The 24096-nt window shown below is 57.3% G+C and carries 20 protein-coding genes; 11 read left to right on the top strand and 9 right to left on the bottom strand.

Annotated features, from left to right (window positions below):
• Window positions 1–2005, top strand: a 2005-nt coding sequence (lpxK, locus tag H1Y01_RS00990) for a tetraacyldisaccharide 4'-kinase (RefSeq protein WP_180538230.1), incomplete at its 5' end; no start/stop codon positions are given.
• Here lpxK and H1Y01_RS00985 read toward each other — a convergent pair.
• Genes H1Y01_RS00985 through H1Y01_RS00965 form a run of 5 tightly spaced genes read right to left on the bottom strand, consistent with a single transcriptional unit; the run spans window position 1932 to window position 9504 of the window.
• On the bottom strand, window positions 1932–3611 hold the full coding sequence (locus H1Y01_RS00985) for a SpoIIE family protein phosphatase (RefSeq protein ID WP_180538229.1): 1680 nt from the start codon (window positions 3609–3611) through the stop codon (window positions 1932–1934). The two genes, lpxK and H1Y01_RS00985, sit on opposite strands and share 74 nt — an antisense overlap.
• 5 nt (window positions 3612–3616) lie before the next feature.
• Window positions 3617–4507 (bottom strand): hydroxypyruvate isomerase family protein, encoded by an 891-nt coding sequence (locus H1Y01_RS00980; protein ID WP_180538228.1) that lies wholly within the window; start codon window positions 4505–4507, stop codon window positions 3617–3619.
• A 35-nt stretch (window positions 4508–4542) separates the two neighbouring features.
• Complete coding sequence (locus H1Y01_RS00975; protein ID WP_180538227.1) at window positions 4543–5622, bottom strand: anhydro-N-acetylmuramic acid kinase; 1080 nt, start codon at window positions 5620–5622, stop codon at window positions 4543–4545.
• A 1-nt stretch (window position 5623) separates the two neighbouring features.
• Entirely contained in the window at window positions 5624–8221 is a 2598-nt protein-coding gene (gene mutS, locus H1Y01_RS00970; protein WP_180538226.1) for a DNA mismatch repair protein MutS, read from the bottom strand.
• 14 nt (window positions 8222–8235) lie between these two features.
• Window positions 8236–9504, bottom strand: a complete 1269-nt coding sequence (locus tag H1Y01_RS00965) for a Glu/Leu/Phe/Val family dehydrogenase (RefSeq protein WP_180538225.1) — start codon at window positions 9502–9504, stop codon at window positions 8236–8238.
• A gap of 63 nt (window positions 9505–9567) precedes the next feature.
• On the opposite strand from H1Y01_RS00965, the gene H1Y01_RS00960 reads away from it, so the two are divergent.
• On the top strand, window positions 9568–11376 hold the full coding sequence (locus H1Y01_RS00960) for an ABC transporter ATP-binding protein (RefSeq protein WP_180538224.1): 1809 nt from the start codon (window positions 9568–9570) through the stop codon (window positions 11374–11376).
• Window positions 11377–11385: 9 nt separating this feature from the next.
• Here H1Y01_RS00960 and H1Y01_RS00955 read toward each other — a convergent pair whose 3' ends face one another.
• From H1Y01_RS00955 to H1Y01_RS00940, 4 genes are all read right to left on the bottom strand, one after another.
• Window positions 11386–12513: an efflux RND transporter periplasmic adaptor subunit gene (locus H1Y01_RS00955; RefSeq protein WP_180538223.1), complete on the bottom strand. Its 1128-nt coding sequence runs from the start codon at window positions 12511–12513 to the stop codon at window positions 11386–11388.
• Window positions 12510–13799 carry a TolC family protein gene (locus tag H1Y01_RS00950; RefSeq protein WP_180538222.1) on the bottom strand — a complete coding sequence of 430 codons (1290 nt, stop codon included), beginning with the start codon at window positions 13797–13799 and terminating at the stop codon, window positions 12510–12512. The genes H1Y01_RS00955 and H1Y01_RS00950 overlap by 4 nt, the downstream gene beginning before the upstream one ends.
• Window positions 13800–13990: 191 nt before the next feature.
• A complete protein-coding gene (locus H1Y01_RS00945) occupies window positions 13991–14644 on the bottom strand; it encodes a response regulator (protein ID WP_180538221.1) in 654 nt (217 codons plus the stop codon).
• Window positions 14562–16046 (bottom strand): ATP-binding protein, encoded by a 1485-nt coding sequence (locus H1Y01_RS00940; protein ID WP_180538220.1) that lies wholly within the window; start codon window positions 16044–16046, stop codon window positions 14562–14564. Before H1Y01_RS00940 ends, H1Y01_RS00945 begins: the two co-directional genes overlap by 83 nt.
• Before the next feature lie 277 nt (window positions 16047–16323).
• Here H1Y01_RS00940 and H1Y01_RS00935 point away from each other — a divergent pair, with 277 nt between their 5' ends.
• The 9 genes from H1Y01_RS00935 (at window position 16324) to H1Y01_RS00895 (ending at window position 24096) form a co-directional block, all read left to right on the top strand.
• The gene (locus H1Y01_RS00935; protein WP_219341158.1) at window positions 16324–17766 is read left to right on the top strand and encodes a hypothetical protein; all 1443 of its coding nucleotides are present in this window, start codon (window positions 16324–16326) and stop codon (window positions 17764–17766) included.
• 4 nt (window positions 17767–17770) lie between these two features.
• Entirely contained in the window at window positions 17771–18331 is a 561-nt protein-coding gene (locus tag H1Y01_RS00930) for a hypothetical protein (RefSeq protein WP_180538219.1), read from the top strand.
• A 105-nt stretch (window positions 18332–18436) separates the two neighbouring features.
• Window positions 18437–19348, top strand: a complete 912-nt coding sequence (locus tag H1Y01_RS00925) for a P22 phage major capsid protein family protein (protein WP_180538218.1) — start codon at window positions 18437–18439, stop codon at window positions 19346–19348.
• 380 nt (window positions 19349–19728) lie between these two features.
• Window positions 19729–20496 carry a hypothetical protein gene (locus tag H1Y01_RS00920; RefSeq protein ID WP_180538217.1) on the top strand — a complete coding sequence of 256 codons (768 nt, stop codon included), beginning with the start codon at window positions 19729–19731 and terminating at the stop codon, window positions 20494–20496.
• A gap of 10 nt (window positions 20497–20506) precedes the next feature.
• Window positions 20507–20989, top strand: coding sequence for a hypothetical protein (locus H1Y01_RS00915; protein ID WP_180538216.1), 483 nt, complete (start codon window positions 20507–20509; stop codon window positions 20987–20989).
• Between the two features lie 11 nt (window positions 20990–21000).
• Entirely contained in the window at window positions 21001–22167 is a 1167-nt protein-coding gene (locus H1Y01_RS00910) for a hypothetical protein (RefSeq protein WP_180538215.1), read from the top strand.
• Window positions 22168–22266: 99 nt separating this feature from the next.
• Window positions 22267–22536 carry a hypothetical protein gene (locus tag H1Y01_RS00905; protein ID WP_180538214.1) on the top strand — a complete coding sequence of 90 codons (270 nt, stop codon included), beginning with the start codon at window positions 22267–22269 and terminating at the stop codon, window positions 22534–22536.
• Window positions 22537–22931: 395 nt separating this feature from the next.
• Window positions 22932–23291, top strand: coding sequence for a DUF2460 domain-containing protein (locus tag H1Y01_RS00900; RefSeq protein ID WP_180538213.1), 360 nt, complete (start codon window positions 22932–22934; stop codon window positions 23289–23291).
• A 1-nt stretch (window position 23292) separates the two neighbouring features.
• Window positions 23293–24096: a phage head spike fiber domain-containing protein gene (locus tag H1Y01_RS00895; protein ID WP_180538212.1), complete on the top strand. Its 804-nt coding sequence runs from the start codon at window positions 23293–23295 to the stop codon at window positions 24094–24096.

Genomic DNA, 24096 nt, shown 5'->3' with positions numbered 1-24096 from the left:
CGCGATGGGGCCCGTGCGGCGCGTGCTGCGCGCTCTGAAACCTTCGGTGGTGGTTGTGCTCGAGACCGAGATCTGGCCGAACCTGTTCCGAGAGGCGAAGCGGGCGGGATGCGGGTTGATTGTTGCCAATGCGCGCATATCGGATCGGGCGTTTCCGAAGTATGAGAGGTATCGATGGTTCTTCGCGCGCGTGCTGTGCTGGCCGGACCGGATTTTCGCGCAGAGCAAAACGATGGCGGAACGGTTCGTGCGAATGGGGGCGCCGGAGGACCGCGTTACGATCGCGGGCAATCTGAAATTCGATACCGAAATGCCGGAGATTGCAGGCGATTCGGTGGTTCAGGCGTGGGTGAACGCGGGGGATGGACCCTTGCTGATTGCCGCCAGCACAACGGCGGACCCAGCGGTCGATGAAGATATGGCAGCGCTGGAGGCGTTCCGGAAGCTCGATGGGTGGCGGCTGATCCTGGCGCCTCGCAAACCGGAGCGATTCAATCGCGTTTCCGAGATGTTGCAGCGGGCGGGAATCGCTTTCTGGCGAAGAACAAGCGGCGCCTTCGACCAGGGACAGAGGGTCTTGCTGCTGGATACGATCGGCGAATTGAATTCGTTATTCAGCCTGGCGGATGTCGTGTTCATGGGAGGGACTTTTACATCGACAGGGGGCCATAACTTTCTGGAGCCGGCGCTGGCGGGGAAGCCGGTGATCGTGGGGCCGCGGCTGGAAAACTTTCAGGCGATGGCTGAGGATTTTCGGGCGCACGATGCGTTTATCGAGATAAAGAGTCCCGTTGAATTGGCATCCGCGGTGCTCGCGGCATCCCGTGATGAAGGGGTCGGGATGCGCGGGCGATCGCGCGCTGAAGGGAATCGGGGCGGCGCTAGAACGGTCGCCGAAGCGGTCGAGAAGAGCTACGAAGAATCGATTTTCTGTGTGCAACATGGCTGGGCGGCATGGGCGTTTCTGACGCCGCTCGCCTCGCTGTGGAAGTGGGGCGCGGCCAGGCGCGCGCTGCGTGGGTTGCGAAAGCGGCGGCGACTGGCGACGCCGGTGATCAGCATCGGAAATCTGACGGTCGGCGGAACGGGAAAAACGCCCTTCGTGCTGCACCTGGCAAAGCGCTTCCGGGAAAGCGGTGTCGAGCCTGTCGTGCTGACGCGCGGACACGGGCGCATCTCACCGCATCGCGAGCTGATTTTGCGGCGGGGAAGTTCGGCGAGCGTCTGGCATACAGGAGATGAACCGCAGATCTTTCTGCGGTCCGGAATGACGGGACTGGGCATCGGGCCGGATCGATATGTGGCCGGACTCGAGGCCGAGAAGATGCTGCATCCCGACGTGTTTTTGCTGGATGACGGGTTCTCGCATCGACGCCTGAAGCGCGATATCGATATCGTGCTGGTGGACGCGATGGACCCTTTCGGCGGCTGCGAATTGGTCCCTCTGGGCAGACTCAGGGAACCGCTGGAAGCGCTGAATCGAGCGGATGTTCTGGTGCTTACGAGGTGCGAACGGGGCCGCAATACGCGGGCGATCGAACGGCAGCTACGGCGCTACAATTCGCACGCGGCGATCTTCCGATCGAGCATGATTCCGCGCGCGTGGATTTCGCTGGACTCGGGCGAAGCAGAGAAGCTACCGGAACGGGTGGCAGCGTTTTGCGGGTTGGGGAATGCGGGCTCGTTCTGGCGGAGCCTGGAGCGGATGGGAATTGCGACTCTGGATCAGATCAGCTACAGCGACCACCACCAATATCCGCCGCGTGAATTGGCGGCGCTGGTCCGGCACGCGAAGACGCTGGGGGCGCAGGCGCTGGTGACGACGGAAAAGGATGTCGTCAATTTCGGCTCCGGAAGCGAGCAGGTGTTGGAGGGGATGAAGGTGTATTGGCTGCGGATCGACGTCGAGATCGAGAATGAAGCGGAGCTGCTTAAGCTGGTGAATCCGGCGCGAATTCGAGAACGAGGAGCGTCAGATCGTCGCTCTGTTCCTGCCCACCCGTGAAGTTTTGGACGGCGTCGAGCAGCGCATCGTGAAGCGCGGAGCAGGAGCGATCACCGTTGGCTTGCAAGGTTTGCTTGAGGCGCCTCTTTCCGAAGAATTCTCCGGCGGCGTTCTGGGCTTCGGTGATCCCGTCGCTGAAGATGATCAGCCGGTCGCGCGGGCCGAGCGTGCAATGGCCCGTGGTGTATTCCGGATGATCGAGCAGACCGACCGGCGGGCCGGTGGCGTTCAGCGTCTCCATCACGTCATTGATCGGCAGATAGACGGGGGAGCAGTGGCCGGCGTTCAAGTAACGCAGCAAGCCGTTGCGGCCGAGGATGCCGCAGAAGAGCGTGGCGTGTTTCTGACCGTTGGTGCGGTCCCGGAAGAACGTATTGACGCGCTGCACGGTGTGGCGGAGCGATTCGGCATCATCTTCGAGAGCGAGGAATGCGCCTTGGAGCAGCGAGGCAACGAGCGCGGAGCTGACGCCTTTGCCCGCAACATCGGCAACGACGACCGCCCAGGCATCGTCGTTGATGGGGAAGAGATCGAAGTAGTCGCCGCCGACTTCGCGGGAGGGCAGACTCGATCCGGCGGCATGAAACCAGCCGGCGCGCGGGAGGTTGCGGGGAAGCAGGCTCTGTTGGATGTCGCGGGCGATCGACAGCTCTTCGTTCAAGTGACGGCGCGCGCGTTCATCCTGAAGCAGGCGGGCGTTCTCGAGTACGGTGGAGGCTTCGATGGCGAGTGTTTCGAGGAGTTCGCGATTGCCGGCGCTCATGTCGCGGGAATCGATGCGCGAGTCGAGATAGAGGACGCCCGTCTTTTCGAGCGGCGCGTCTGCGGCATCGGCCGGGTTTTGGGGGCCTTCGAGTTGAATGCGGAGCAGGGGGATGCAGACGGCGCTTTTCAGCGCTAGATCGTAGGCGCTTGCGGACGGATCGGCGGATTCCTGGTTGACACCGAATTGAATCGAGAACGTCTGGCCGGGTTGGTCGAGAGCCCTTCGAATGAGGTTTTGGGGGACCCTGAATTCCGAGGCAGCCAGTGGTCCGCGAGAGTCGCGAGCGCAGCGGATGTCGAGATCCGAGCCGTTTTTCAGAAGCAGGAAACCGCGATCGGCGCTGGTGATTACGAGGGCGGCATCGACAACCGCATCGAGCACGGAGTCGATGGAGAAAGACGATTGGAGCGCGCGGGTGACTTCGAGCATAGCGCGCAGCCGCGCGAGGTTGCCTCCGGTTCCGGTACGCGAGGTGAGATCCGATTGGGTCAGGTGAGTGGCGATATCCTGCAACCGGTTGCCGGGGCGCTCGTAGATCAGACGATACGAATCGTCGAAGCCGAACTCGATGCGATCGCCGTGTTCGAGCTGGCGGTTCTGGATGCGTTCGCCATTCACCCATACGCCGTGACGGCTTTGCAGATCTTCAATCACGATTTCGCCGTTTTCGACGGTGACGTGGGCGTGGTGCCGCGAAGCGCGAGCATCCCGGATGAGCAGGTGATTGCCGGATTGACGGCCGATCTTAAAGGGAAACTCGGTAATCTCCTGACGCGTGGCGTTGCCCTCGCGATCGACGATGGTGAAGGCGGGCGTCCGCGAGATTTCGATCGATGCCATTCAGGCTAGACGTTGCAGAGCTGATAGGCCTGTTCGAGCGACTTCATCGGGTCGGCGGCGGTGGGGTTGAATTCGTGAGCGAAGTAGCCTTTGAATCCGAGGTCACCGATGGCGGTGGCTACGGTGCGCCATTGCAGTTCCTGCGTTTGATCGAGCTCATTGCGGCCGGGAACGCCGCCGGTGTGGAAGTGGGCGATGTAGTTGATGTTTTGGCGGATGGTGCGGACGATGTCGCCTTCCATGATCTGCATGTGATAGATGTCGTAGAGCAGCTTGACACGCGGCGAATCTACGGCCTTGACGACGGCGACGCCCCAGACGGTGTGATCGCACTGATAATCGTGATGGTCGATCTTGCTGTTGAGAAGCTCCATGCAGATGGTGACGTTCTTTTCTTCGGCGAGCTTCTTCACGCGATTAAGGCCGGCGATGCAGTTCTCAATGCCTTCCGAATCGGGGAGACCGTTGCGGCTGCCGGAGAAGGTGATCACGTTGGGAACGCCGGCGGCGGACGCGCGAGCGAGATTCTCCGTCATTTCGGCGACGAGCTTGTCGTGGTTCTCTTTGTGATTCCATCCGACAGGAATGGTGCCGGCGCCCGGAGTCATGGCCGGCATGAGACCGTACTTCTGGATGGTGGGCCAGTCTTCATGATTGACGAGATCGATGCCTTTGAGGCCGATGCGCTTGGCATTCTGGCAAAGCTCATCGATCGAATACTTGCGATAGCACCAGCGGGCGGCCGATTGGTTAATGCGGCCCGTGGAAGCGGATGGGGGCGGGACGGGTTGGCCCGTCTGGGCCTGGCTCGGGGTCTGGCCGGAAAGGGGCGCGGCTAACGCGGCGGCTCCGGCTGCTTTCAGGGCCTGGCGGCGGGTTAAAGGACGGGAGTTCATCAGCGGGTATTCTAACGCGTTATTGCATTGAATAGTTAAAGCGTGATATCGCCGAGGATCACGGGGTGACGCGCGCCCGTAGCGTTGGGGACGTTGGAGGGCCGGCGGCGCCAGGTCTGGTAAGCGAGACGGGCGAATGCGATGGCTTCCTTGGCGTCGGGAGGGATTCCGTAGTCGGCCGTGGTGGCGATGCGCATGTACGGAAGTAACGCGTGGAGTTGATTCATCAAGAATCGATTGTGTACGCCGCCGCCGCTGACGATTAAGTCACCGGGTTCGCCGCCTACGGCCTGGGCGATTGTCAATGCGGTAAGTACAGCAGCGGTCGCGATTAGATCGGGGAAGCTTAACCCGGTGTCGAGAAGGCGCTGGATGAACTCGCGGCCGTATTGCTCGCGGCCTGCTGTTTTCGGGGGTTTCCGGCGATAGTAGGGGTCTTTGGTTAGTTCGGTTAGGAGTGGGTTGTTCACCTGGCCGGTTGCGGCGATGCGGCCGTCGCGATCGTATTGTTCGCGATTCCCGGTGGAAGCGGCGATTAGTTGATCGATCACCATGTTGCCTGGACCCGTATCGAAAGCTATAACTTCACTTATCGATGCCCCGGCGGGAATTACCGTGATGTTAGCGATACCGCCGATATTCAGCATCACGCGACGGCGGTGGTTGTCGCGGAAGCTGAGGAAATCGAAGAACGGGACCAGGGGCGCGCCGTGTCCGCCCGCGGCTATGTCGCGTGAACGGAAGTTCGAAACAACCGGAATGCCTGTGCGCTCGCGAAGAACCGCGGCCTCACCGAGCTGCAGTGTGTTCGAACGTTCGTGGAAGACGGTCTGGCCGTGACAGCCGATCAGCTGGATCGTTTTGAGCGCGATCTGCGCGTGCTCAGCTGTCTTTAGTAGCGCCCTTGCGTACTGTTCCGCGAGCGCGAAGTTGAGGCGCGATACGGCGGCAGTGTGGGTTTCGGTATTCGATACGGCCAGGATTGCCGCGCGTGTCTTTTTCGAGTAAGGGAACGCGCAAAACTTAATCAGGCGCGATTTTTCATCCGAAATATCGACGATGGCGACATCAATCCCGTCGAGTGACGTGCCGCTCATGATACCGGCAACTCGCACGTTAGGAAACCTCGCGTTGTAAGTCAGCAAGCAGGCGGAGAGCTTCGATAGGACGCATGCTGTCCAGGTCGAGCGAACGGATCTTATGGATTAGATCGCTTTGCGAAGGTTCGAACAGGCGGATCTGGACAGGGCCGGTTTGAGGTTCGAGCTCGCCCGTGGCGGCGCGTTCTTTGCGCTCGTGTATCTTCAGGACTTCGCGGGCGCGTTCGATCACGACAGGCGGTAATCCGGCGAGGCGGGCTACTTCGATGCCGTAACTGCGATCGGCGCGACCGGGCTCTACTTTACGCAGGAAGATTATTTTGTCACCGCTTTCTTTGACGGCTACTTGTAAGTTCTGGATCGAAGGGAGAAGGTCGGCGAGCTCAGTTAGTTCGTGGTAGTGCGTGGCGAAGAGCGTTTTGGCGCGGGTACGGTCGTGGAGGTACTCGACGATGGCCCAAGCCAGGGACAAGCCGTCATAGGTTGCCGTGCCGCGGCCGATTTCGTCAAGGATGATCAGGCTTCGCGAAGTAGCTGTATTGAGGATGATAGCGGCTTCGGTCATCTCGACCATGAAAGTAGACCGGCCTCGCGCGAGGTTATCGGAGGCGCCGATACGGGTGAAGATGCGATCGAGAATCGGCAGATCGGCCGCGTCGGCGGGAACGAACGAGCCGGCCTGGGCGAGGATGGAGATCAGGGCGGCTTGACGGAGATAAGTCGACTTACCACCCATGTTAGGGCCGGTGATGATGCCGATGCGGCGCGCTTCGTTGTCGAGATACAGATCGTTGGCGATGAAGCGTCCGGCTTCGTCATTCATGAGCTTCTCGATTACCGGATGGCGGCCGGCCAGGACTTTCATCGCGCCGTCCGGTGAGAAGTGCGGCCTGGTATAGCGATTTTCCGCGGCGACTTGAGCGAGGGCGAGAGTAAGATCGAGTTCAGCTACGGCCGCGGCGGACTGGCGGATGCGCTGGGCTTGCGCGGCGGCGGTTTGCCGGATGGCGTCGAAGATCTCGCGCTCGAGTTCCAGGATGCGAGCTTCCGCTTCCAGGATTTTGCGCTCATAGTCTTTCAGTTCGGGAGTGGTGAAGCGTTCGGCGTTGACTAAGGTTTGCTTGCGTTCGTAGTCCGGTGGCGCTAAGTGGAGATTGGCGCGGGAGATCTCAATGTAATATCCGAATACGCTGTTGAAACGGACTTTGAGTGAGGCGATGCCGGTACGCTGTCGTTCACGGGTTTCAATGGCGGCGATTCGTTCCCGGCCGTTGTTACTTAGATCGCGAAGATCGTCTAACTCGGCGTTGAAGCCGGCGCGGATCGTTCCACCATCGGCGAGGTTAACCGGCGGCTGATCGGAGATGGCGGCATCGATCGCGTGGCGCAGCTCGGGGATGTCGTCGAGACGCGATAACGTGCTGCTCAGGCGTTCGCCGACGATGTGGCGGGTCGGATCGGCGGCCGCCTTCAGCTTGGGGAAGGCACTTAGGCTTTGAGCTAGCGCTAGTAGCTCGCGTGGGCCGGCAGTGCCAATGGTGATCTTGGCTAACAGGCGTTCAAGGTCCTGTATCTCCGCGATTCGTTTGCGCAACTCGGCGCGTAAGATCGGCTGCTTGTAGACTTCCTGAATGGCATCGAGGCGCGACTCGATCTCTTCGATACGGATGGATGGGCGAATCAGTCGTTGGCGAAGCAATCGCCCGCCCATGCCTGTCTGTGTCTGGTCAAGAATGCGGATGAGGGTAGCGCCTTCGCCTTGGATCGCAGGCTCCAGAAGTTCCAGATTGCGGATGGTGACGGCATCGATGACCATGGCATCCGCTCTGTCGTAGAAAGACGGAGCGTCGAGGTGGTCGAGTGCCGCGCGCTGGGTTTCGCGAAGGTAGTGAATGATCGCGCCCGCGGCACAGATTGCCGCGGTCCGGGCGGCAAGACCGCATCCATCCAAGGTGAGCAGCTTGAAATGCTCACGGAGGAGGCGATCGGAGTAGTCTGGACTGAAGATCCAATCTTCGAGTTCCGTGCGGACCGGGCCGCCCGGCTGCGCGGAGTTGGGAAAGAGCGGATGTTCGGCCGGCAGGAGGACTTCGCGAGCGTTGAGGCCTTCAAGGAGAAGGTACGCTTCGGAAGCATCTACTTCGGTAACGCGAAATTCGCCGGTTGAGATATCGACGTGGGCGATTCCAGCTTGTGGAGAGTTTCTGGAGCCGCTATGGGCGACGGCAGCGAGAAAGTTATTCTCATGCGATCGGAGTAAGTGACTATCGGTGGCGGTTCCCGGAGTTAGGATGCGCGTAACTTCGCGGCGAACCAGTTTCCTGCCGGCGCCGGCGGCTTCCATTTGATCGCACATAGCGACACGGAAGCCTTTACCGATCAATCGCGCGATGTGAGTCTCCGCGGAATGGAAGGGAACGCCGCACATGGGGACGTTCTCACCCTTCTCCTTGTTCCGGGAAGTGAGAGTAATGCCGAGCTCGCGAGCGGCTACGACGGCATCTTCATAGAACAGCTCGTAGAAGTCGCCCAGACGAAACAGGAGTAACGCGTTGGGAACCTGAGCCTTGATCGCATTGTACTGCCGCATCAGCGGCGTGGAAGCTTCAGACACTAGAGACAATCATGTTACGCATAGATGCCGCGTAAGCGAATCGCCGATGCGACGCGGTCAAGGGCGAGCATATAAGCAGCCGTGCGATTGTTCACGTGATGTTTATGGGCGAAATCGATTACCGAGGCGAAGCTATCGACCATGATTTCTCTTAGCTGATCATTGACCATGTTCTCGCTCCAGAAGAAGCCTTGACGATCCTGTACCCATTCGAAGTAAGACACAGTAACTCCGCCGGCGTTGGCGAGGATGTCGGGAATAACGAAGATTTTGTGGTCCGCCAGGATCTCATCGGCGATAGAAGTGGTGGGCCCGTTGGCGCCTTCACAGATGATGCGGCAGCGCAGGCGATCCGCGTTGCCCGAGTGAATCGCGTTTTCAGTAGCCGCGGGAATTAATACTTCGCAATCCAGAAACATGGCCTGGTGGCGATCCATGTTTTCCGCTTCAGGGAAGTCGCGGATCGAGCCGGTATCCTGCCGATGCCGCATCAGCGCGGGAATGTCGAGGCCGTTCTTATTCACGACGGCGACATCGTACTCAACAATCGCGATGATCTTGAAGCCGGCGCGAGACATAAGTTTCGCCGCCATCCCACCCACGTTGCCGAAACCCTGGATGACGACGCGAGTCGATTCCGGCTGAAGGTTGAGAAGCTTCAGAGCTTCAAGCGTCACCAGCATGCAGCCGCGGCCGGTAGCTTCGGGGCGACCTTTGGAACCGCCGAGACTTAGCGGCTTCCCGGTAACTACGGCTGTGGTGGTTCGGCGCACGTGCATGGAGTAAGTGTCCATGATCCATGCCATCGTGCGCTCATTAGTGTTCACGTCGGGCGCGGGAACGTCTTGTTCGGGCCCCAGAAACTCGACGATTTCGGCGGTGTAGCGGCGCGTGATGCGTTCGAGTTCCGCGTCCGACAGTAGATTGGGCTGGCAGATGACGCCGCCTTTCGCGCCCCCGAACGGAATGTTCACGACGGCACATTTCCAGGTCATCCAGGAGGCCAGAGCGCGCACTTCATCGAGCGTGACATCGGGCGCAAAGCGGATGCCGCCCTTGCCGGGGCCGCGGGCAATGGAGTGCTGGACGCGGTATCCGGTGAAGACCTCAAGGCGGCCATCATCCAGGCCGACCGGGATGTTGACCGTGATTTCGCGCGCGGGGCTTTTTAGCACCTTTCGCATCCCGTCATCGAGATTGAGCTTTTCCGCTGCCTCGTCGAATCGCGCTTCAGCAGCAACCCACGGGTTGGTCTCCTGTTCAAGGGAAAGGATGGACGCCATTTCTACATCTTACGTAATGATCGGATGTAGTCTTAACCAGCGACGCTGTTATAACGGGTTTAGATGGAAGAAGAAGTCGCGGGAAAGATCTACGACACCCGGTTGATGGTGCGGCTGCTGGGCTACATGCGGCCGTATAGCGGACGAATCGCGGGCTCGCTGGCCTGCTTGCTTGTGTACTCGAGCCTGCAGGTCTGCGGTCCCCTGCTGACGAAGATTGCGGTGGATAGGTATCTGGCTCCTTCGGGGCGCCCCACTTCGTTCGGACACTGGCTTTCGGCAGAGCCGTTTACAGGCATCGGCCAAATAGCAGCCGCCTATCTGACGGTGCTGGCGCTCAGCTTCGTCGCACAGTTTGGACAAACCTGGTTGATGCAGGCGACCGGTCAGCACGCCATGTTCGATCTTCGCCGACAGCTTATGGGTCATCTGCAGCGGCTGGACATCTCGTTCTACGACAGCAATCCCGTCGGACGGCTGGTTACGCGGATGACGAGCGATGTCGATGTATTGAATGATCTATTCTCCTCGGGTTTGGTGGCCTTGATCGGGGACTTATTGACACTTACTCTAATCACGGCCACGATGGTCCGGATGAGCCCGGGACTTACGCTGTTTATGCTGGGCGTGATGCCGGTTGTGATTGTGGCGACGATGCGCTTCAGGAACTCGGTCTCACAGAGTTATCGCCGTATCCGCGTTGCGATCGCTAAAATCAATTCGTATCTGCAGGAGCATATAGCCGGCATTCTTGTCCTGCAGTTATTCAATCGCGAACAGAGGAGCACTGAGGAGTTCGATGCAATCAATCGGACACACATGGAGGCTTACAAGGACGCTATTGTGACTTACGGGTGGTTCTATCCGGTGGTCGAATTTTGTGCTTATCTCGCCATCGCATCGATCCTGACCTACGGGGGATTCAGGGTGAAGGCCGGCGCCATTTCGCTGGGGGTTATGGTTGCCTTCCTTCAATATGCGCTTCGGTTCTTCCGCCCCATCCAGGACTTAAGCGAGAAATACAACATTCTGCAAACCGCAATGGCCGCGGCTGAACGGGTTTTCAAGCTGCTGGACACGCCGATAGTTATCTCGCGCCCAACTTCGCCCAAAGAGATCCCCGCTTCGCAGAGCATCGAATTCGATCACGTCTGGTTCGCTTATAAAGACGAAGACTGGGTGCTGTGCGATGTAAGCTTCACCATTGACGCGGGCGATACGGTAGCAATTGTCGGGCATACGGGAGCGGGAAAAACCACGTTGATTAGTCTGCTCCTGCGCTTCTATGATGTAACTCGCGGCGCGATCCGGATTGGTGGCGTCGATATCCGTGAGTTGGATCCGCGCGAGTTACGCTCGCAGTTTGGCGTCGTACTGCAGGATCCTTATCTATTTACAGGTACCGTCGGCGAGAACATTCGGCTCGGAAACGAGGAACTCGCAATGGAACGGATGATGGAAGCCGCGCAACAGGTAAATGTGATGGAGTTGATCGATGCTTTGCCGGAACACTTCGACCAGCCGCTCGCGGAGCGTGGGAACTCGTTGTCGACAGGGCAGAAGCAGCTGATCAGCTTTGCACGAGCGCTGGTGAGACAACCGCGGTATCTGGTGTTGGATGAGGCGACTTCGAGCGTCGATACGGAAACGGAGTTTCGGGTTCGCGACGCACTGGCTAGACTGGTGACCGGAAGAACTTCGATCATCATCGCGCACCGGCTAAGTACGATACAGAAGGCAGATCGCATCCTGGTGATGCACAAAGGGCAGCTGCGCGAGAGCGGCACTCACCAGCAACTGCTCGCAAATAGGGGCATCTATTGGACGCTATATCAATTGCAATATAAAGATCAGGAGTTGACCGTCGCTTAAGACGGAGGCTCATTGCTCGACGGTGTTCTGCAGGACCAGCGCATTCGCAACAACTTGCTGCCCTGGTGTCACGCCGGACATTATTTCCTGCATGTTATCCGCGAGTATCTTACCCGCGTCCACATTCACCCGCCGGAACTGCTTGGAGCCATCCGAGACATAAACCCAATCGCGATCGTGCAGGTGTAGCACGGCCGCGGTAGGAGCAACCGCGAGCTCATGCTTGCGCAGACTGTGAAAAGTCGCGGTGACGAACATCCCGATCCGCAAAACGCCCGGATTCGCGACCTGAAGACGAACTTTGGCCGTGCGGATATTCGGGTCGAGAACCGGTCCGATATCGCTCACGCGGCCCTTGAGGATAAGGTTGGGGTAAGCGTCGATGTGTATGTCCGCGAACTCTCCCATATGAATATCTTTTAGATCATTCTCGTAGACGTCGCAGAGTATCCAGACCTCCGCGAGATCGGAGATGGTGAATAGATTGGGCGAATTATCCAGGGTCTTTACGCCACCCGCGTTGGTGATATTCTGCTCGGTAATCACGCCGGTAATCGGGGCGCGAACGTCAACAAGGGCGGACGGATGGTCAGGATCGGCCCCGAGTACACGCAGTTTGTCCAGAGCCGCGGCCAGAGTAGTCTTGGCGTCTTCCTCCGCATTCTGCGCGACTTCGAGATCCTTCTGAGCAATCGCGCCTTTTTCTTTCAGATCGGTCGCGCGGTCAAGCTGTACACGAGCCAAGCGCTCATCTGCGACGGCTTTCTGATAGTCAGAAAAGGCGTCGGAGACATCTGAACTCTGGACCTTCATCAGGAGCTGACCTTTATGAACAAAGTCACCAATGCGCGCGTGAATTTCGACCACGCGGCCGGAAGCCAGCGAGATCGCCGGAACCTGGCGCGACACATCGGGAGTAACCGATCCCGTTGCGTTCAAAGTAGTGGACTCATCGATCTTACCCACGGTGGCAAGCGGGAACTTCGACGGATCCTCTACTGCAATCACATTGACGTCCTGTTCGTTCACGACCTTGGCAGCCGGAGGCGCTTCGGCGGCAGGGTCGTCTTTCTTGGGAGAAGCGCATGCACCCAAGAAGAGGACTAGAGCTGCGAAAGAGGCGATTTGTAGTTTCATTGGATGGCCTCTTGGCCCACGGCGAGGTTGAGCTGGGTTGCAGACATCAGAAAAGAGCCGATAAGATTTAAGTAAGCCAGGTTGACGTCCCGATAACTTTTCTGAGCGTCCAGAAAATCAAGAAGGGTGGCGGCTCCGCGCTTGTAAGCATAAGAGACGGTATCGCGTACTTTCGCCGCGCGAGGAAGATAGTTCGACTTATAAGGACGGAGCAGATTCAATGTGCTGTTGATGGTGGCGTAGGCTGAATCAACATCCGAGAACACCTGCGCCCGGGAAGCTTCGGCCAGCCTACGATTATGATCAATGTCGATCTGAGTACGAAGTTTTTCACCCTGATTCTTGTCGAAGATTCGTAACGGAATGGAAAGGCTGGCCCCAACGTAGGCAAACTCCGGCGGGTTACGGCCGGCATCGATACCGAAGACCGGATCCGCGCTGCCGTTCGCAATAGCGAGCTTATGATTGGCGACAGCCTCATCGATCAACTGAACCGCAGCGCGAAGGTCCGGCCGCGCTTCGAGCGCGGTGGCACGAAGCGGTTCGAGCGCGGGGATCTGTTCGGTGAAATCGAAGTTTCCGGAGATATCGAATTTCTCAATCGGAGTGCGGTCATTCAGAAGAGTCAGCAATTGGATTTTGGCCGTTCGAACGCTCACCGTCGCGTTTTCGAAATCCGACTCGAAGGTTACTCGCTGAAGTTCGAGGCGGTCTTCATCAACCGGGGCGATGTCGCCGTCTTTCAGACGAATCCGCTGGACCTCTAACTCTTTGTCATAGTATTTGAGATTCTCAACCGCGTTGTCGAGGACGGCTTTGGCCTGAAGTAATTGCACGAAGGCGCTGCGCAGGTTAAAGAGCAGGTTGCGCTCAAGGTCGACCTGCTGGGAGGCGGCGACCGCGGTTGCGTCCTCGGCGGCTTCCCGCCGAAGTTCACGTTTGTGCTGGCGCTCGTGCAGATAGCTGATTCCTACAATCTGGTCGGCATAAGCGAACGGGCGGAGCGGGTAGAAATTGAACTGATCGAGGGCGACGTCTAATGTGGGGTTGGGGCGGAGGTTCGCGGTGACCTCCTCCGCACGCGACTCATCCACATTTAGCTTACCGGCTTGTAGAGTCGGGTTGTTTGCCTCAAAGCGCGCCTTAACCTGCTGCCACGTATACACAGACGTTTGGGCCGACGCGTTTTGGGCCGGCGCTAGAGACACGGAAGATGCGACGCAACTCAGGATGACGATAGCGCGGCGGGTGAGCCGCGAAAAATGCAGCAGTCGCAGAACGCTCATTCAATTGATTAGGGACGGGGGCATCCGCTAAGTCCAGCGGACGACGATGTCAAGACCATCTGGGAAGCGCCGGGTCAAGCTCTCCAGGCTCGCAATGATTCAGAAGCCTCAATTAATAACATAGCAAGCCGGGCGACGTGAGCGCAGTATCTTAAGGACAACGCCACAAATATCTTTCGGCCACCGGTCCATCACTCGCCGACCCAGCCTTTAGCATACCGCTCCAATGCGATCCGCACCAATTGGCTGCGGGTACGAACGCCGGTCTTGTCGAACAACTGCTGCAACGCCGCTTTCACGGAGCTTTCAGAGAGGCTGATGGTTTCCGCGATCTCCTTGTTGGTGAGGCCTTCGAAAACACCCTTCAGCACGGAGCGCTCGCGCGGTGTGATTGGAGCGGACGGACGGGCATGCGCGGAGCGGTCGTGCGAACCGGCAAGCATAGCGCGAAGCGATTTTGCGTCCAGCCACACTTCTCCGCCGACGACGCGATGAATGACGTCAATTAGCTGCGAGGGCGGACTATGTTTCAAGAAGATTCCAGAAGCGCCGAGTTCCATGATCCGCAAGGTTTCGGCATCGCCCATTCCCGCAGTCACCATGAGGACGCGTGCGTTGAACCCTGTACCTCGAACCGCGTCGAAGAATGCCGTCGCGGACGAGTCACCGAGATCGTAATCCAAAAGCACGAGGTCGACGGGCCGTCGCGACAGGAATTCGATCGCCACAGCAATAGATTCGCAGCACCCTTCGACCTGTATATCAGGTTCGGCTTGAAGGAGCCGGCTCAGACTCTCGCGGAAGAGACCGTGGTCGTCGATCAGCAGGAGGCGAATATTGTTCATCATCTTGAGTCAAGTTGTCAGTAAGTGAAAAAGCCGGGGAAAGGTCAACGAGGAAGGCAGCACCGCCCGAGACCGCTTTGTAACGAAGATCACCTCGGAATGAACGCATGAAGGCGCGGGAAAGGTAGAGACCAAGGCCCGTCGCTTGCGCGCCCGGCTGAAAGGGGCGGAACAGGCTATCCGGATTGTTGACGCCGCCGCCGGTGTCGCGAACTTCCACCAGGACCCGATCTTTCTCCGAATACGCAGAGATCGTAAGTGACCGCCGTGTCTGCCCGGACATGGCGCGCACACTATTTTTGGTGAGGTTTAGAAACACTTGCATCAGACTATGCCGGTCGGCCCACACGTGAGGCAGATCCGATGCGATATTCCAACTAACCTCGACCATGCGGTCCCGAAGATCGGGCTCAATAATAATGTTGAGTTCCTCCAGTAGAGACTCAAGATCGACGGCGCTAGCCTGATTGGCGGTGTGGCGAAGTTCCATAGCCGACACCTTCTCCAAAGCGACAATCAAAGTTCCGAGAGCTTCGAAATCCTTACTCTGCGCAATCGATGAATCCCTTGCGAGGTTCTGATGCACAACCGCGATGGCGCCGCAGATATTCCTGATCTCATGCGACACAGCGCCCACCAGAATGCGCGATCCGGCAAGCAACTGGTGCAGGCTCGACTCTTCCCGGCAGCGCAAGTCTTCTGAAGTGTCAATGACCATCGCGGCCAAGCGCGGGCCCGCACTGGTCCAGTAAGTCGAGAACCAGATGTCGGCGAGAAAGACGTCGCCGTCCGATCGGCGGCCGCGGCTCTGCATAACCGTTCGGAAGGCCTGCCCGTGTGAACTACAAGCCGGAACCGTTGCGAGCGCAGGTAGGTGGTGTCCGATGGGAGTGCCCGATAGAGAGCCGGGCGGGAGCAAGAACAGACGATGAGCCGCGTCATTAGCCAGTAGCACGATGCCGCCGGGGTCAAGAGTGAAAATAGCAGCGGGGCTGCTATCGACTAGGATCTTGAGCTGCTCTTCGGCTTCCCGCCGACGTTGAATTTCAACTTCGATTCGATTCAGATGGTCTTGAGCGAGCCGCCTGCTGCGGCCGACTTCGAATACAAAAAGACCCATACAGAAGAACGCCGCGAAATACAAGATATCCCTGGGAATCGCCGAAATGGGCTGCCAGGGGAATGAGTCGAAAGCTTCCGTCAAAGCCGTGCAGATTATCGCCACAATTGCGATCGCCCAGCGCGGCAGGGTTGAGCCGACTAGAAGCATGGGGAACAGATAGAGAAACCCGAGCGGGATTTCGCGCTCTACCCGCCAATCCGTTATCGCAATGAGCGCGATCATGGCGCCAGCCCGCACCAGCACTGCTCCGGGGGTTCCTCTCAGAAGCGGCGAAATCATCGACTCTGTCCGCTCTTATTCTAAGACTTAGTGAATCGACGATTACCGCCCGTTCAACGGCTTTCGGTCCGAAATCCGCCATTCGCGCACTCCATCCGCTTGCGGTGACATATCGTTTCGTTCTCGATCGCGTTTGTTTCTAGTAACTTAACACTGCATTTCGGATAACTTCGGAATACCGTTCTCTAAAGTCGTGGTTGAGAGAGCCGCGCGGGCGGCCGGCAGATTTGCCGAAAGGTATATCCGCTGTCTTAGGTTGACCGGAATAGGGGACGGAATGAGCGGGATCATAGCGACTGACAATCCGGGAAATCACTTCATTACGCGCGAGCACCCGGAGTACCGGGTGCAGAGCCAAACGCGCGCAATGTACCGTGACCTCTACGCCGGTGGCGCTCAATTCAAAGTAAATGCCGCTAACTATCTGATCCGCAGGCACAAGGAGCCGAACGACATCTACTTCGAACGGCTAAGCCGGGTATTCTATGAAAACTATATTGGTTCGATTGTGGACTGGTATACCGCAACGCTATTTCGTCGCGAACCGGTTATCCAGTTTCAAGGCGACAATTCAGCCGGAAAGAATTTCTTTTCCGTTTTTATTGACGATTGCGACCGGGGCCGAACCACCCTGAGCGCGTTTTTTCGCCGTCAGATCACGGAGGCACTGGTCTTCGGGCGCGCCTACACGGCAATCGACTTCCCCCAATCCTCTGGCCCCGCAGTAAGCCGCGCGCACGAAGACGCGGAGGGTTTGTCGCGAGCCTATCTGGTTGACTACTCCGCGGCGGACCTCATTAACTGGTCTTACGACGACAACGGAGTTTTTGACTGGGTTGTACTCCGGACGTCAGCCTTTCGCCAAACTAGCATACACGACGGTAACTGGAACCGCCAAACGAGATGGCTGTATTACGACCGCGAACACTTCGAGCTTTATGTCGGCGCGGACGAGCAAGGCCGGCCAAGTGCTCCACTGCTGGCCGCCTCGGGTCGACATGCGCTAGCCGATCAGAAGAGAGTACCCTTGTTCGAAATGCGAGTAAGCGAGGGGCTCTGGCTAATGAACAAAGCCTCCTTACTCCAGTTGGAACACTTCAATAAGTCAAACGCGCTGGCATGGGCTTTGACAATGGGACTGTTCGCCACGCCGGTCGTATATTCAGATCGCGAATTCGCCCAGATCACGGGCGAGTCCTACTTTATTCAGCTTGGACCCCAAGACAAGTTTGGGTGGACGGAACCCGAGGGTAAGGTCTTTCAAATCGCGGCTGACAATTTAGTCCGGCTACAGGACGAAGTTTATCGTGTCTGCTACATGAACAGCCAAATGACCGGTCAGAAATCAGGAACGCAGCAGAGCGGTCTGAGTAAGGCTTGGGACTTCACGGTAACCGAGGAGATCCTGCGGGCCTATGGCGACGTGGTTAAGGAAGCGATGTCCGCGGTACTGACGGCCATCTCAGAGGTGCGGCAAGACGGTCTTACCGTGGGTATTTCGGGGATGGACGAATTCGACATTCAGGACTTTGCAAGTGAAATCCAGGATGCACAGAACTTATTGAAGCTTGGGATTCCTTCAGCCACGCTGAAGGAGCAGTTGTTCAAGAGAATCGCGTTCAAGTACTTCAGCGATTCGAGGCAGGAGATCAAGTCGAGGATTGCGGACGAGATCGATGCGGCGTTGACGATGGAGAAACCGGAAATCAAGGAGGGCTAAAAGAATGGATGAGCCAAAAGAACAGAACAAAGATCTTGACATCCAGGGGTTAGTACAACGGGCGATCGCTGAGTATGTGCGGCAGGATACCAGCAAGCGAGAGCCGGTACTTAAGGCGGAACTCGTGGAGGAACGCCGACGCCGCGAAGCTTTGGAGAAGCGCCTCAATGTAATGGCCGAAGAGAATCGGAAAAATCGTGAGGTGGCCGACCAGGCAGAGCGAAGCTCAAAGATCAGGAATGAGCTACAGGCGTTGGGCGTCACGAAGCTCGATGTCGCTTACAAGGCTGTCCAGGACGAGATCTTTCGAACGGAAGACGGCCGGCTTGTCGCCAAGACGGACAGCGGAGAGGTTGGTGTGCGCGAGTATCTGGCCGGTTTTGTTCACGACAATCCGGAATTCCTGCCCGCGAGAATCCCCGGTGGCACGGGGTTGTCGGGCGGTTCCCGCACGTCGCAACCGCAAGCCGCGATCACGTTGAACATGATCTCGCCTACGATGAGCCCGGAAGACCGGGAGCGAGTCCGGCAAGAGATCCTTCGGGTCACATCACAGGATAAGTAGGGAAACACTTCACACTTAGCTGCGGGCCGGTATACCGGTAATAACGGGCGGATTGGACGAGCACAGGCCTAATAGCTGGCGGCTCGGGAAAGAACAAGGAGAGATATGGGAGCAATTACCTCAGCAAACGTAGCAAATGCGATCGTAAAACTTGTGGCGGCCGATGCGTTGCCCGCTCTGGTCGGAAACCTCGTAATGGGTAACCTGGTTAATCGGGATTATGAGCCGGTACTGGCTCATGCAGGCGATACGGTGAACGTGCCGATCCCGCCGGTGCTGGTCGCGAATAACCTCGCCGAAGGTGGCAGCGTACAGCCGCAGAATCCAAATCTGGGAAACGCCCAGGTAATACTGAACACGCATGTAGAAGCCACGTTTCAGATTCCCGACGTGACTCGAGTGTTGGCCGTGCCGGACCTTCTAAAGGTCTACATGGAACCCGCGGTGATCGCGATCGCGGAACGTATTGAAACCGACCTATTGAACACTTACGCCGGGTTTACTTTTAATGCGCCGGTGGGAGTTGCAGGTACGGCGATTACTGAAGCGACAATCGATTCGGCGGAAACCGCGCTCTTCTCGGCGAAGGTGCCGCCGAGCGAGCCGAAGTATCTGGTGGTCGATTCAAATACGTATTCGGCCATGCGTCAGATCTCGCGCTTCAGTGAGTTCCAGACCGCTGGGGAGGCCGGTCTCCGCGCCATCATCGAAGGTACCTTCGGGAAGATCAAAGACTTCTTTGTTTTCCGTTCACAATATGTCGAGAAGACGGGGAGTTCACCTTTGAATACTCATAACCTGGCGTTTACCAGGAGCGCGCTCGGTCTGGTTATCCGGCGTTTGCCGCAACCCTTGCCGGGAACCGGAGCTATCGCCGAGTACGCGGAACTGGGCAATTTCGGCATGCGAGTAACCATGAGCTATCAGCCAAATACGCTATCTCAACAGTTCACCGTCGATGTGCTCTATGGATGTGCTGTATTGCGCAATCAGTTCGGTGTTCAGGTGAACAGTTAGTTAGGCGTTCGTTATCAAAGGCAGCTCACACAGCTGCCTTTTCTAGGGAGATTTCAATGGACCTCAAAGTCTATTACAGGAAAGTTCGGGAAACCGAGAGTCAGATCGCCACGCCTTTTGTCGTTTTGTATAGCCTTGACACTCCGGAAGGCGGTAGGTGCGGCCGGATGGTGGAAACGGCGCGAGGTGTGGCGGCGCGGTTAATCATAGAAGGACGGTCTCGCGTAGCCTCACCGGAAGAAACGAACGCGTTTTATCGACAGCAAAAAGAGGCGCGGCGGGACGCCGAAGCGATTGCTTCCGCGCAACGGATGCAAGTAGTGGTGGTTCCGCAAGCCGAAGTCCACGCAAAACGTGTCAAAGAATAGTGGAGAATCTGAATGGCATTGTTTTCAGATGGGCCGCCCTCGACGATCGAAGACCTGGCGCAGCAGGACTCTTATCTCTTGAACGTGGTTGGAGTAGAGGGAATCAATCTAACCAACAAATTACAACTTGCGTATAACGAGGTTAGCGTCGCCCTAACGGTCATATTCGGACGCGAGGCATCGATTTACGATCCAGTGTTAGGGGAGACTCCTCTCGACGTGACCAATCTCAGCGTAACGCCGGCCCTGCAACTCTGGCATACCTTTAAGAGTCTCGAGCTTGTGTATCGAGACGCTTATTTCAACCAGCTCAGTGACCGTTATCAGGGAAAATGGAAGCAGTTCGAGCAATTAGCGAATTTGTACTGTACGCGGTTTATCGACACGGGCGCGGGGATCGTGGTGGACCCTTTGCCGATGCCAGGGCCGCCCGTGATCACCCTAGCCCCCGCTTCGCAAGCCGGCGGGATCGGGTATTTGTCGGTCACGTTTGTCAATGCTGAAGCCCAGGAAAGCTCACCCGCAGTTACCGTACAACAGGCTGTCCCGGACGGGAACGTTATTGTTGTCAGTGCTCCGGTGTGGCCGTCCAATGCGGTTGGTTGGAATTTTTACGGCGGCGTCGCGCCCAGCGCCTTGACGCTGCAAAATACGTCTCCGCTCACGCTGGGCGCGAGCTTTCAGTTCCTTTTGCCAGGGACAACTACCGGGCAGGCGCCGGGGACCGGGCAAGGTGCAGACGTAACCCGCGATCTTCCGCGCCGGATTATGCGAGGCTGATGTGATTTCATTGGCGACTACAGTAGAAGCGACGGCTGTGGCTTACCTTACCACCGCGGTGGGCTCGTCGTTTCAGCTCAACGCAAATGCCCAGGCTCTGGCGGCGGTTCCCGCCATTTCGATTCAGTCGGTCACGACCGGCGCGGCGAGCCCCGAGATTATGGAACAAAGCCTTGTGCTCTCTTATCCGGTTTTTGCGGTCTACTGCGACCGGATAAATAATACGCTGAAGGAAAAGTTTCGCACGTTTTCGGGAAGCGCTCAGTTAACAGTGGACGTGCGGTTCTCCCAGAACCAAATTGGCGGCATTCAGACGACACTCGAGAACTACGTCAGCGCAACCTGCGAGGTTTTTGACGGCGCTAGAGGTGACTGGGGAAACGGCCTCTTTTATCGCGGCGGTTATGAGGTTAATTTCGTCGCGGTCAAGAAAGGCGGCAAGGGTTTTCTTCAACTGGCGAAGATTACCCTGGGGATCGACGTGAGTATCTAGGTAGATAAACCATGGCTTATATTTCATCTAATAACAACCGCTGGTATTGCCAGTTGGAACCTTCTTACGGGCAGGTGGGAACTGTTACTGCCCAGAATCGAATCTCTGCTTTGGAGATGACGGTTCAGCAGAAGGTTTCGACGTCGATCCGTAAAGACAAAACGGGTACTCGAACCTATCTGGGAGCGCCTGCCAACTTGCGAAAACAGACGAACTTCCAGGTCACTACGTACATGACTGCGTGGACTACGCCCGGCATCTCCCCTGGCTATGGTCCTATGTTCGAAAGCGCGCTCGGATCCGTCCCGATGTTCTTCAATGGCGGTTCCATCGCGCCGAACTCGACGACTTCGGTGATAACTTTCGAAGCACCGCACGGGCTGTCTCTGCGCCAGGCCATCACGTATATGGGCGAAATTCGGTTCGTTACCGGGACAACCACAACATCGGTAGTCTTGAACTCACCCTTTACGAATGTCCCGGTGACCGGCGCCGCGGTGGGTCCAACCGTGACGTATCAGCCGGCGACCGAGCTTCCCAGTTACAGCTTATTCGATTATTGGACGCCCGTCACCGCCGTGCAACGACTCTTGAGTGGTTGCGCCGTTGATCAGCTTTCATTTTCCGTCAACGCGGATTATCAGCAGTTTCAGTTCAAGGGCTACTCACAAGACGTTCTTGACTCCAGTTCTTTCGCGGCGGGCGAGGGACAACTATCCGCTTTCCCAATTGAGCCCGCCCTGGGAACTCCGCCTACGACGATCGTCGCCGGCCACCTAGGACAAGCCTGGCTCGGGACGGTTGCGACTCAGTTTCTAACTTTGACGAGCGCAGACGTCATGTTAAACAACCAGTTAGACTTGCGAAATCAGGAGTTCGGCTTTACGCTCCCGCAAGCGATTAACCCGGGATTGCGGAAAGTGTTGATGAATTTGGGTCTATACGGTCAGGATGACACCGCGACAACGGCGCTTTATCAGGCCGCGCGCCAGCGGTTACCGATTTCGGCCGGATTCCAATTAGGTAGCCAATCCGGTGAGCTACTGGGTTTCTTCATGGGCAGCGTCGTCCCGGAGGTTCCTCAATTCAATGACAAGGATACACGCCTGCTTTGGCAGTTCGAAGGTTCACAGGCGCAAGGGCTTGGCGACGACGAAATCGCCATTGCATTTGGATAAAGCATGACTTACGAGAGCGATGAAAGAATACGGTCGTCAATCCAGCCGGACGTCTTCTACTTAGTGCGGCGAATGTCGTTTGCGAGGCGGCTGGATTTAATGCGGCGAGTGCGTGCGATCGCGCCTAAACTCGAGTTTTTCCAGGCTGGAACGTCCGAACAGGACAAGATTGACGCAGGGGTTCTTTCGGCCGAAATCGACGACTTATATCTCGAGTGGGGTCTGCAGGGGATTGAAGGTCTAGAGATCGACGGTGTCGCCGCGACCTCCAGGACGCTAGCCGAAAGGGGTCCGGAAGAACTCTTTCGCGAAGCGCTGCTTCTGGTGAAAGCCGTGTGCCGGCTTTCGGAAGCAGAAATAAAAAACTAAGGGTCGCATTCCATTTCTACCGCAGGGGCCGAGCCGCGTGGAATTGCGACGAGTGTCGTGCTAAGCACATGGAGCGCGCCCGGCGATGCGGTTTCCTGATTCCCCTGGATCCCGATGCAAGGACACCGGTTTGGGTCCGCAAGGACCTGGTGCTGTTTGAGTGTCCTAAGTCATATGTGAGCGCGAGCAGCCTGGGATATTTGGAGAGCTATGCGGTCTGGAAGCGGCATGGTGGAAGTTACGCTGGTGAACGGGATGGTCGCGAAACAGATGCATTCGTTGTATTGGCAAAAGAACTGGAAGAGGAGGAACGGCGGGATGCATCCGAGATTCAGCGAACTAACGAGCAACGCCGGATTGTCCGGTGACCTTGGTATGAACGAACTGTAACACTTATGGCACAATTCCCCATTCTCGCCACTGGAGCGGTAGCTCAATACCCCGCTCGGTACATTGTTTCCTTTCGGGCGGATGTCGTTCGCTTTTTTGACGGGTCGGAACAGCGTTTCAGGAACTCCCCAGGAGTTCTACACCAATGGATAATCGCACTGAGCCAATTAAGTGAGCAGGAAATGAACACCATAGAGGAGTTCTTTCTGAAAAATCAAGGAGCGGCAGGCACGTTCGCGTTTACCGATCCCTGGAGCGCACAAGTCTATCCAAATTGTTCCATCGTGAGCGATGAACTGGATGAGACTTCCGTCGGGGTTCTCTCCGGCAAGACAACCGTGACAATTCGGGAGAACAGGACCTAGTATGCTCTTTTACCCACAGCTCGCAACGGGAACGCTGGCCCAGTATCCACTAATCAAGGAACGGTTGGAGCGGACCATCCAGAATATCGCCCAAGACGGTTCCGTCATATCTTTATACGACATCTACGCTCCGCAGGTTCGATGGATATTGGATTACGAAAGCATCACCGATGCGGAGGCCGACACGATCACTTCGTTTTTCGAGTCGTGCGAGGGCTCGCTTCAACCGTTCCTGTTTGTAGACCCGAGCGCGAACTTGCTCCTCTTCAACGGAGACCTGACTCAATCTTGCTGGGTATTCAGTAGCCTACTCCAGATAACGGCAGGGATCGCGGACCCCATGGGAGGCGCAGCTGCCATTCAGGTGGTTAATTCGTCCCAGACCTCCTTGCCGGTGACCCAGTCGGTTTCAATACCCGGTCAATACACTTGCGCCTTTAGCGTGTATCTACGGTCTAGCAGCGGTCCTTGCACAGTCATGCTTTCCCGCAGCGACGGTAACAACACGGCGTCGCAATCGGTTTCCCCCTCCTTAGCGTGGACTCGATTCTACATAAGTAGCACGTTTGCAAGCAGCCAAAGCACGTTGGGTGAGTTTTCTCTGGAGGTTCCAGCAGAATCCACCGTAGACGTTTTTGGGTTACAGGTGGATGCCCAACCTCATCCCGGAACATATCTCCCAACGACGTCGGCAAACGCGACGTATCCGTCTGCGCGCTTCGATATGAATCAGGTTACCGTTGTGTCGACCGGCCCGTCACAGAACAACCTGCGCGTTAACATCCTTTCCCCAGCGAGCTCGTGA

The sequence above is a fragment of the Nevskia soli genome, assembly GCF_903970205.1.
Taxonomy (GTDB): Bacteria; Acidobacteriota; Terriglobia; order Bryobacterales; family Bryobacteraceae; genus Bog-113.
The sequence above is the reverse complement of the archived record's forward strand: the minus strand, read 5'-3'. Positions and strand labels throughout refer to the sequence as shown.

Excerpts from the sequence above, each read along its gene's own strand:
- H1Y01_RS00930 (WP_180538219.1), top strand. The coding sequence starts at position 17,771 with ATGGATGAGCCAAAAGAACAGAACAAAGATCTTGACATCCAGGGGTTA.
- H1Y01_RS00965 (WP_180538225.1), bottom strand. The coding sequence starts at position 9,504 with ATGGCGTCCATCCTTTCCCTTGAACAGGAGACCAACCCGTGGGTTGCT.
- H1Y01_RS00925 (WP_180538218.1), top strand. The coding sequence starts at position 18,437 with ATGGGAGCAATTACCTCAGCAAACGTAGCAAATGCGATCGTAAAACTT.
- H1Y01_RS00940 (WP_180538220.1), bottom strand. The coding sequence starts at position 16,046 with ATGATTTCGCCGCTTCTGAGAGGAACCCCCGGAGCAGTGCTGGTGCGG.
- H1Y01_RS00900 (WP_180538213.1), top strand. The coding sequence starts at position 22,932 with ATGGCACAATTCCCCATTCTCGCCACTGGAGCGGTAGCTCAATACCCC.
- H1Y01_RS00895 (WP_180538212.1), top strand. The coding sequence starts at position 23,293 with ATGCTCTTTTACCCACAGCTCGCAACGGGAACGCTGGCCCAGTATCCA.
- H1Y01_RS00945 (WP_180538221.1), bottom strand. The coding sequence starts at position 14,644 with ATGAACAATATTCGCCTCCTGCTGATCGACGACCACGGTCTCTTCCGC.
- H1Y01_RS00960 (WP_180538224.1), top strand. The coding sequence starts at position 9,568 with ATGGAAGAAGAAGTCGCGGGAAAGATCTACGACACCCGGTTGATGGTG.
- H1Y01_RS00950 (WP_180538222.1), bottom strand. The coding sequence starts at position 13,799 with ATGAGCGTTCTGCGACTGCTGCATTTTTCGCGGCTCACCCGCCGCGCT.
- H1Y01_RS00980 (WP_180538228.1), bottom strand. The coding sequence starts at position 4,507 with ATGAACTCCCGTCCTTTAACCCGCCGCCAGGCCCTGAAAGCAGCCGGA.
- H1Y01_RS00955 (WP_180538223.1), bottom strand. The coding sequence starts at position 12,513 with ATGAAACTACAAATCGCCTCTTTCGCAGCTCTAGTCCTCTTCTTGGGT.
- H1Y01_RS00920 (WP_180538217.1), top strand. The coding sequence starts at position 19,729 with ATGGCATTGTTTTCAGATGGGCCGCCCTCGACGATCGAAGACCTGGCG.
- H1Y01_RS00985 (WP_180538229.1), bottom strand. The coding sequence starts at position 3,611 with ATGGCATCGATCGAAATCTCGCGGACGCCCGCCTTCACCATCGTCGAT.
- H1Y01_RS00905 (WP_180538214.1), top strand. The coding sequence starts at position 22,267 with ATGCGGCGAGTGCGTGCGATCGCGCCTAAACTCGAGTTTTTCCAGGCT.
- H1Y01_RS00910 (WP_180538215.1), top strand. The coding sequence starts at position 21,001 with ATGGCTTATATTTCATCTAATAACAACCGCTGGTATTGCCAGTTGGAA.
- H1Y01_RS00935 (WP_219341158.1), top strand. The coding sequence starts at position 16,324 with ATGAGCGGGATCATAGCGACTGACAATCCGGGAAATCACTTCATTACG.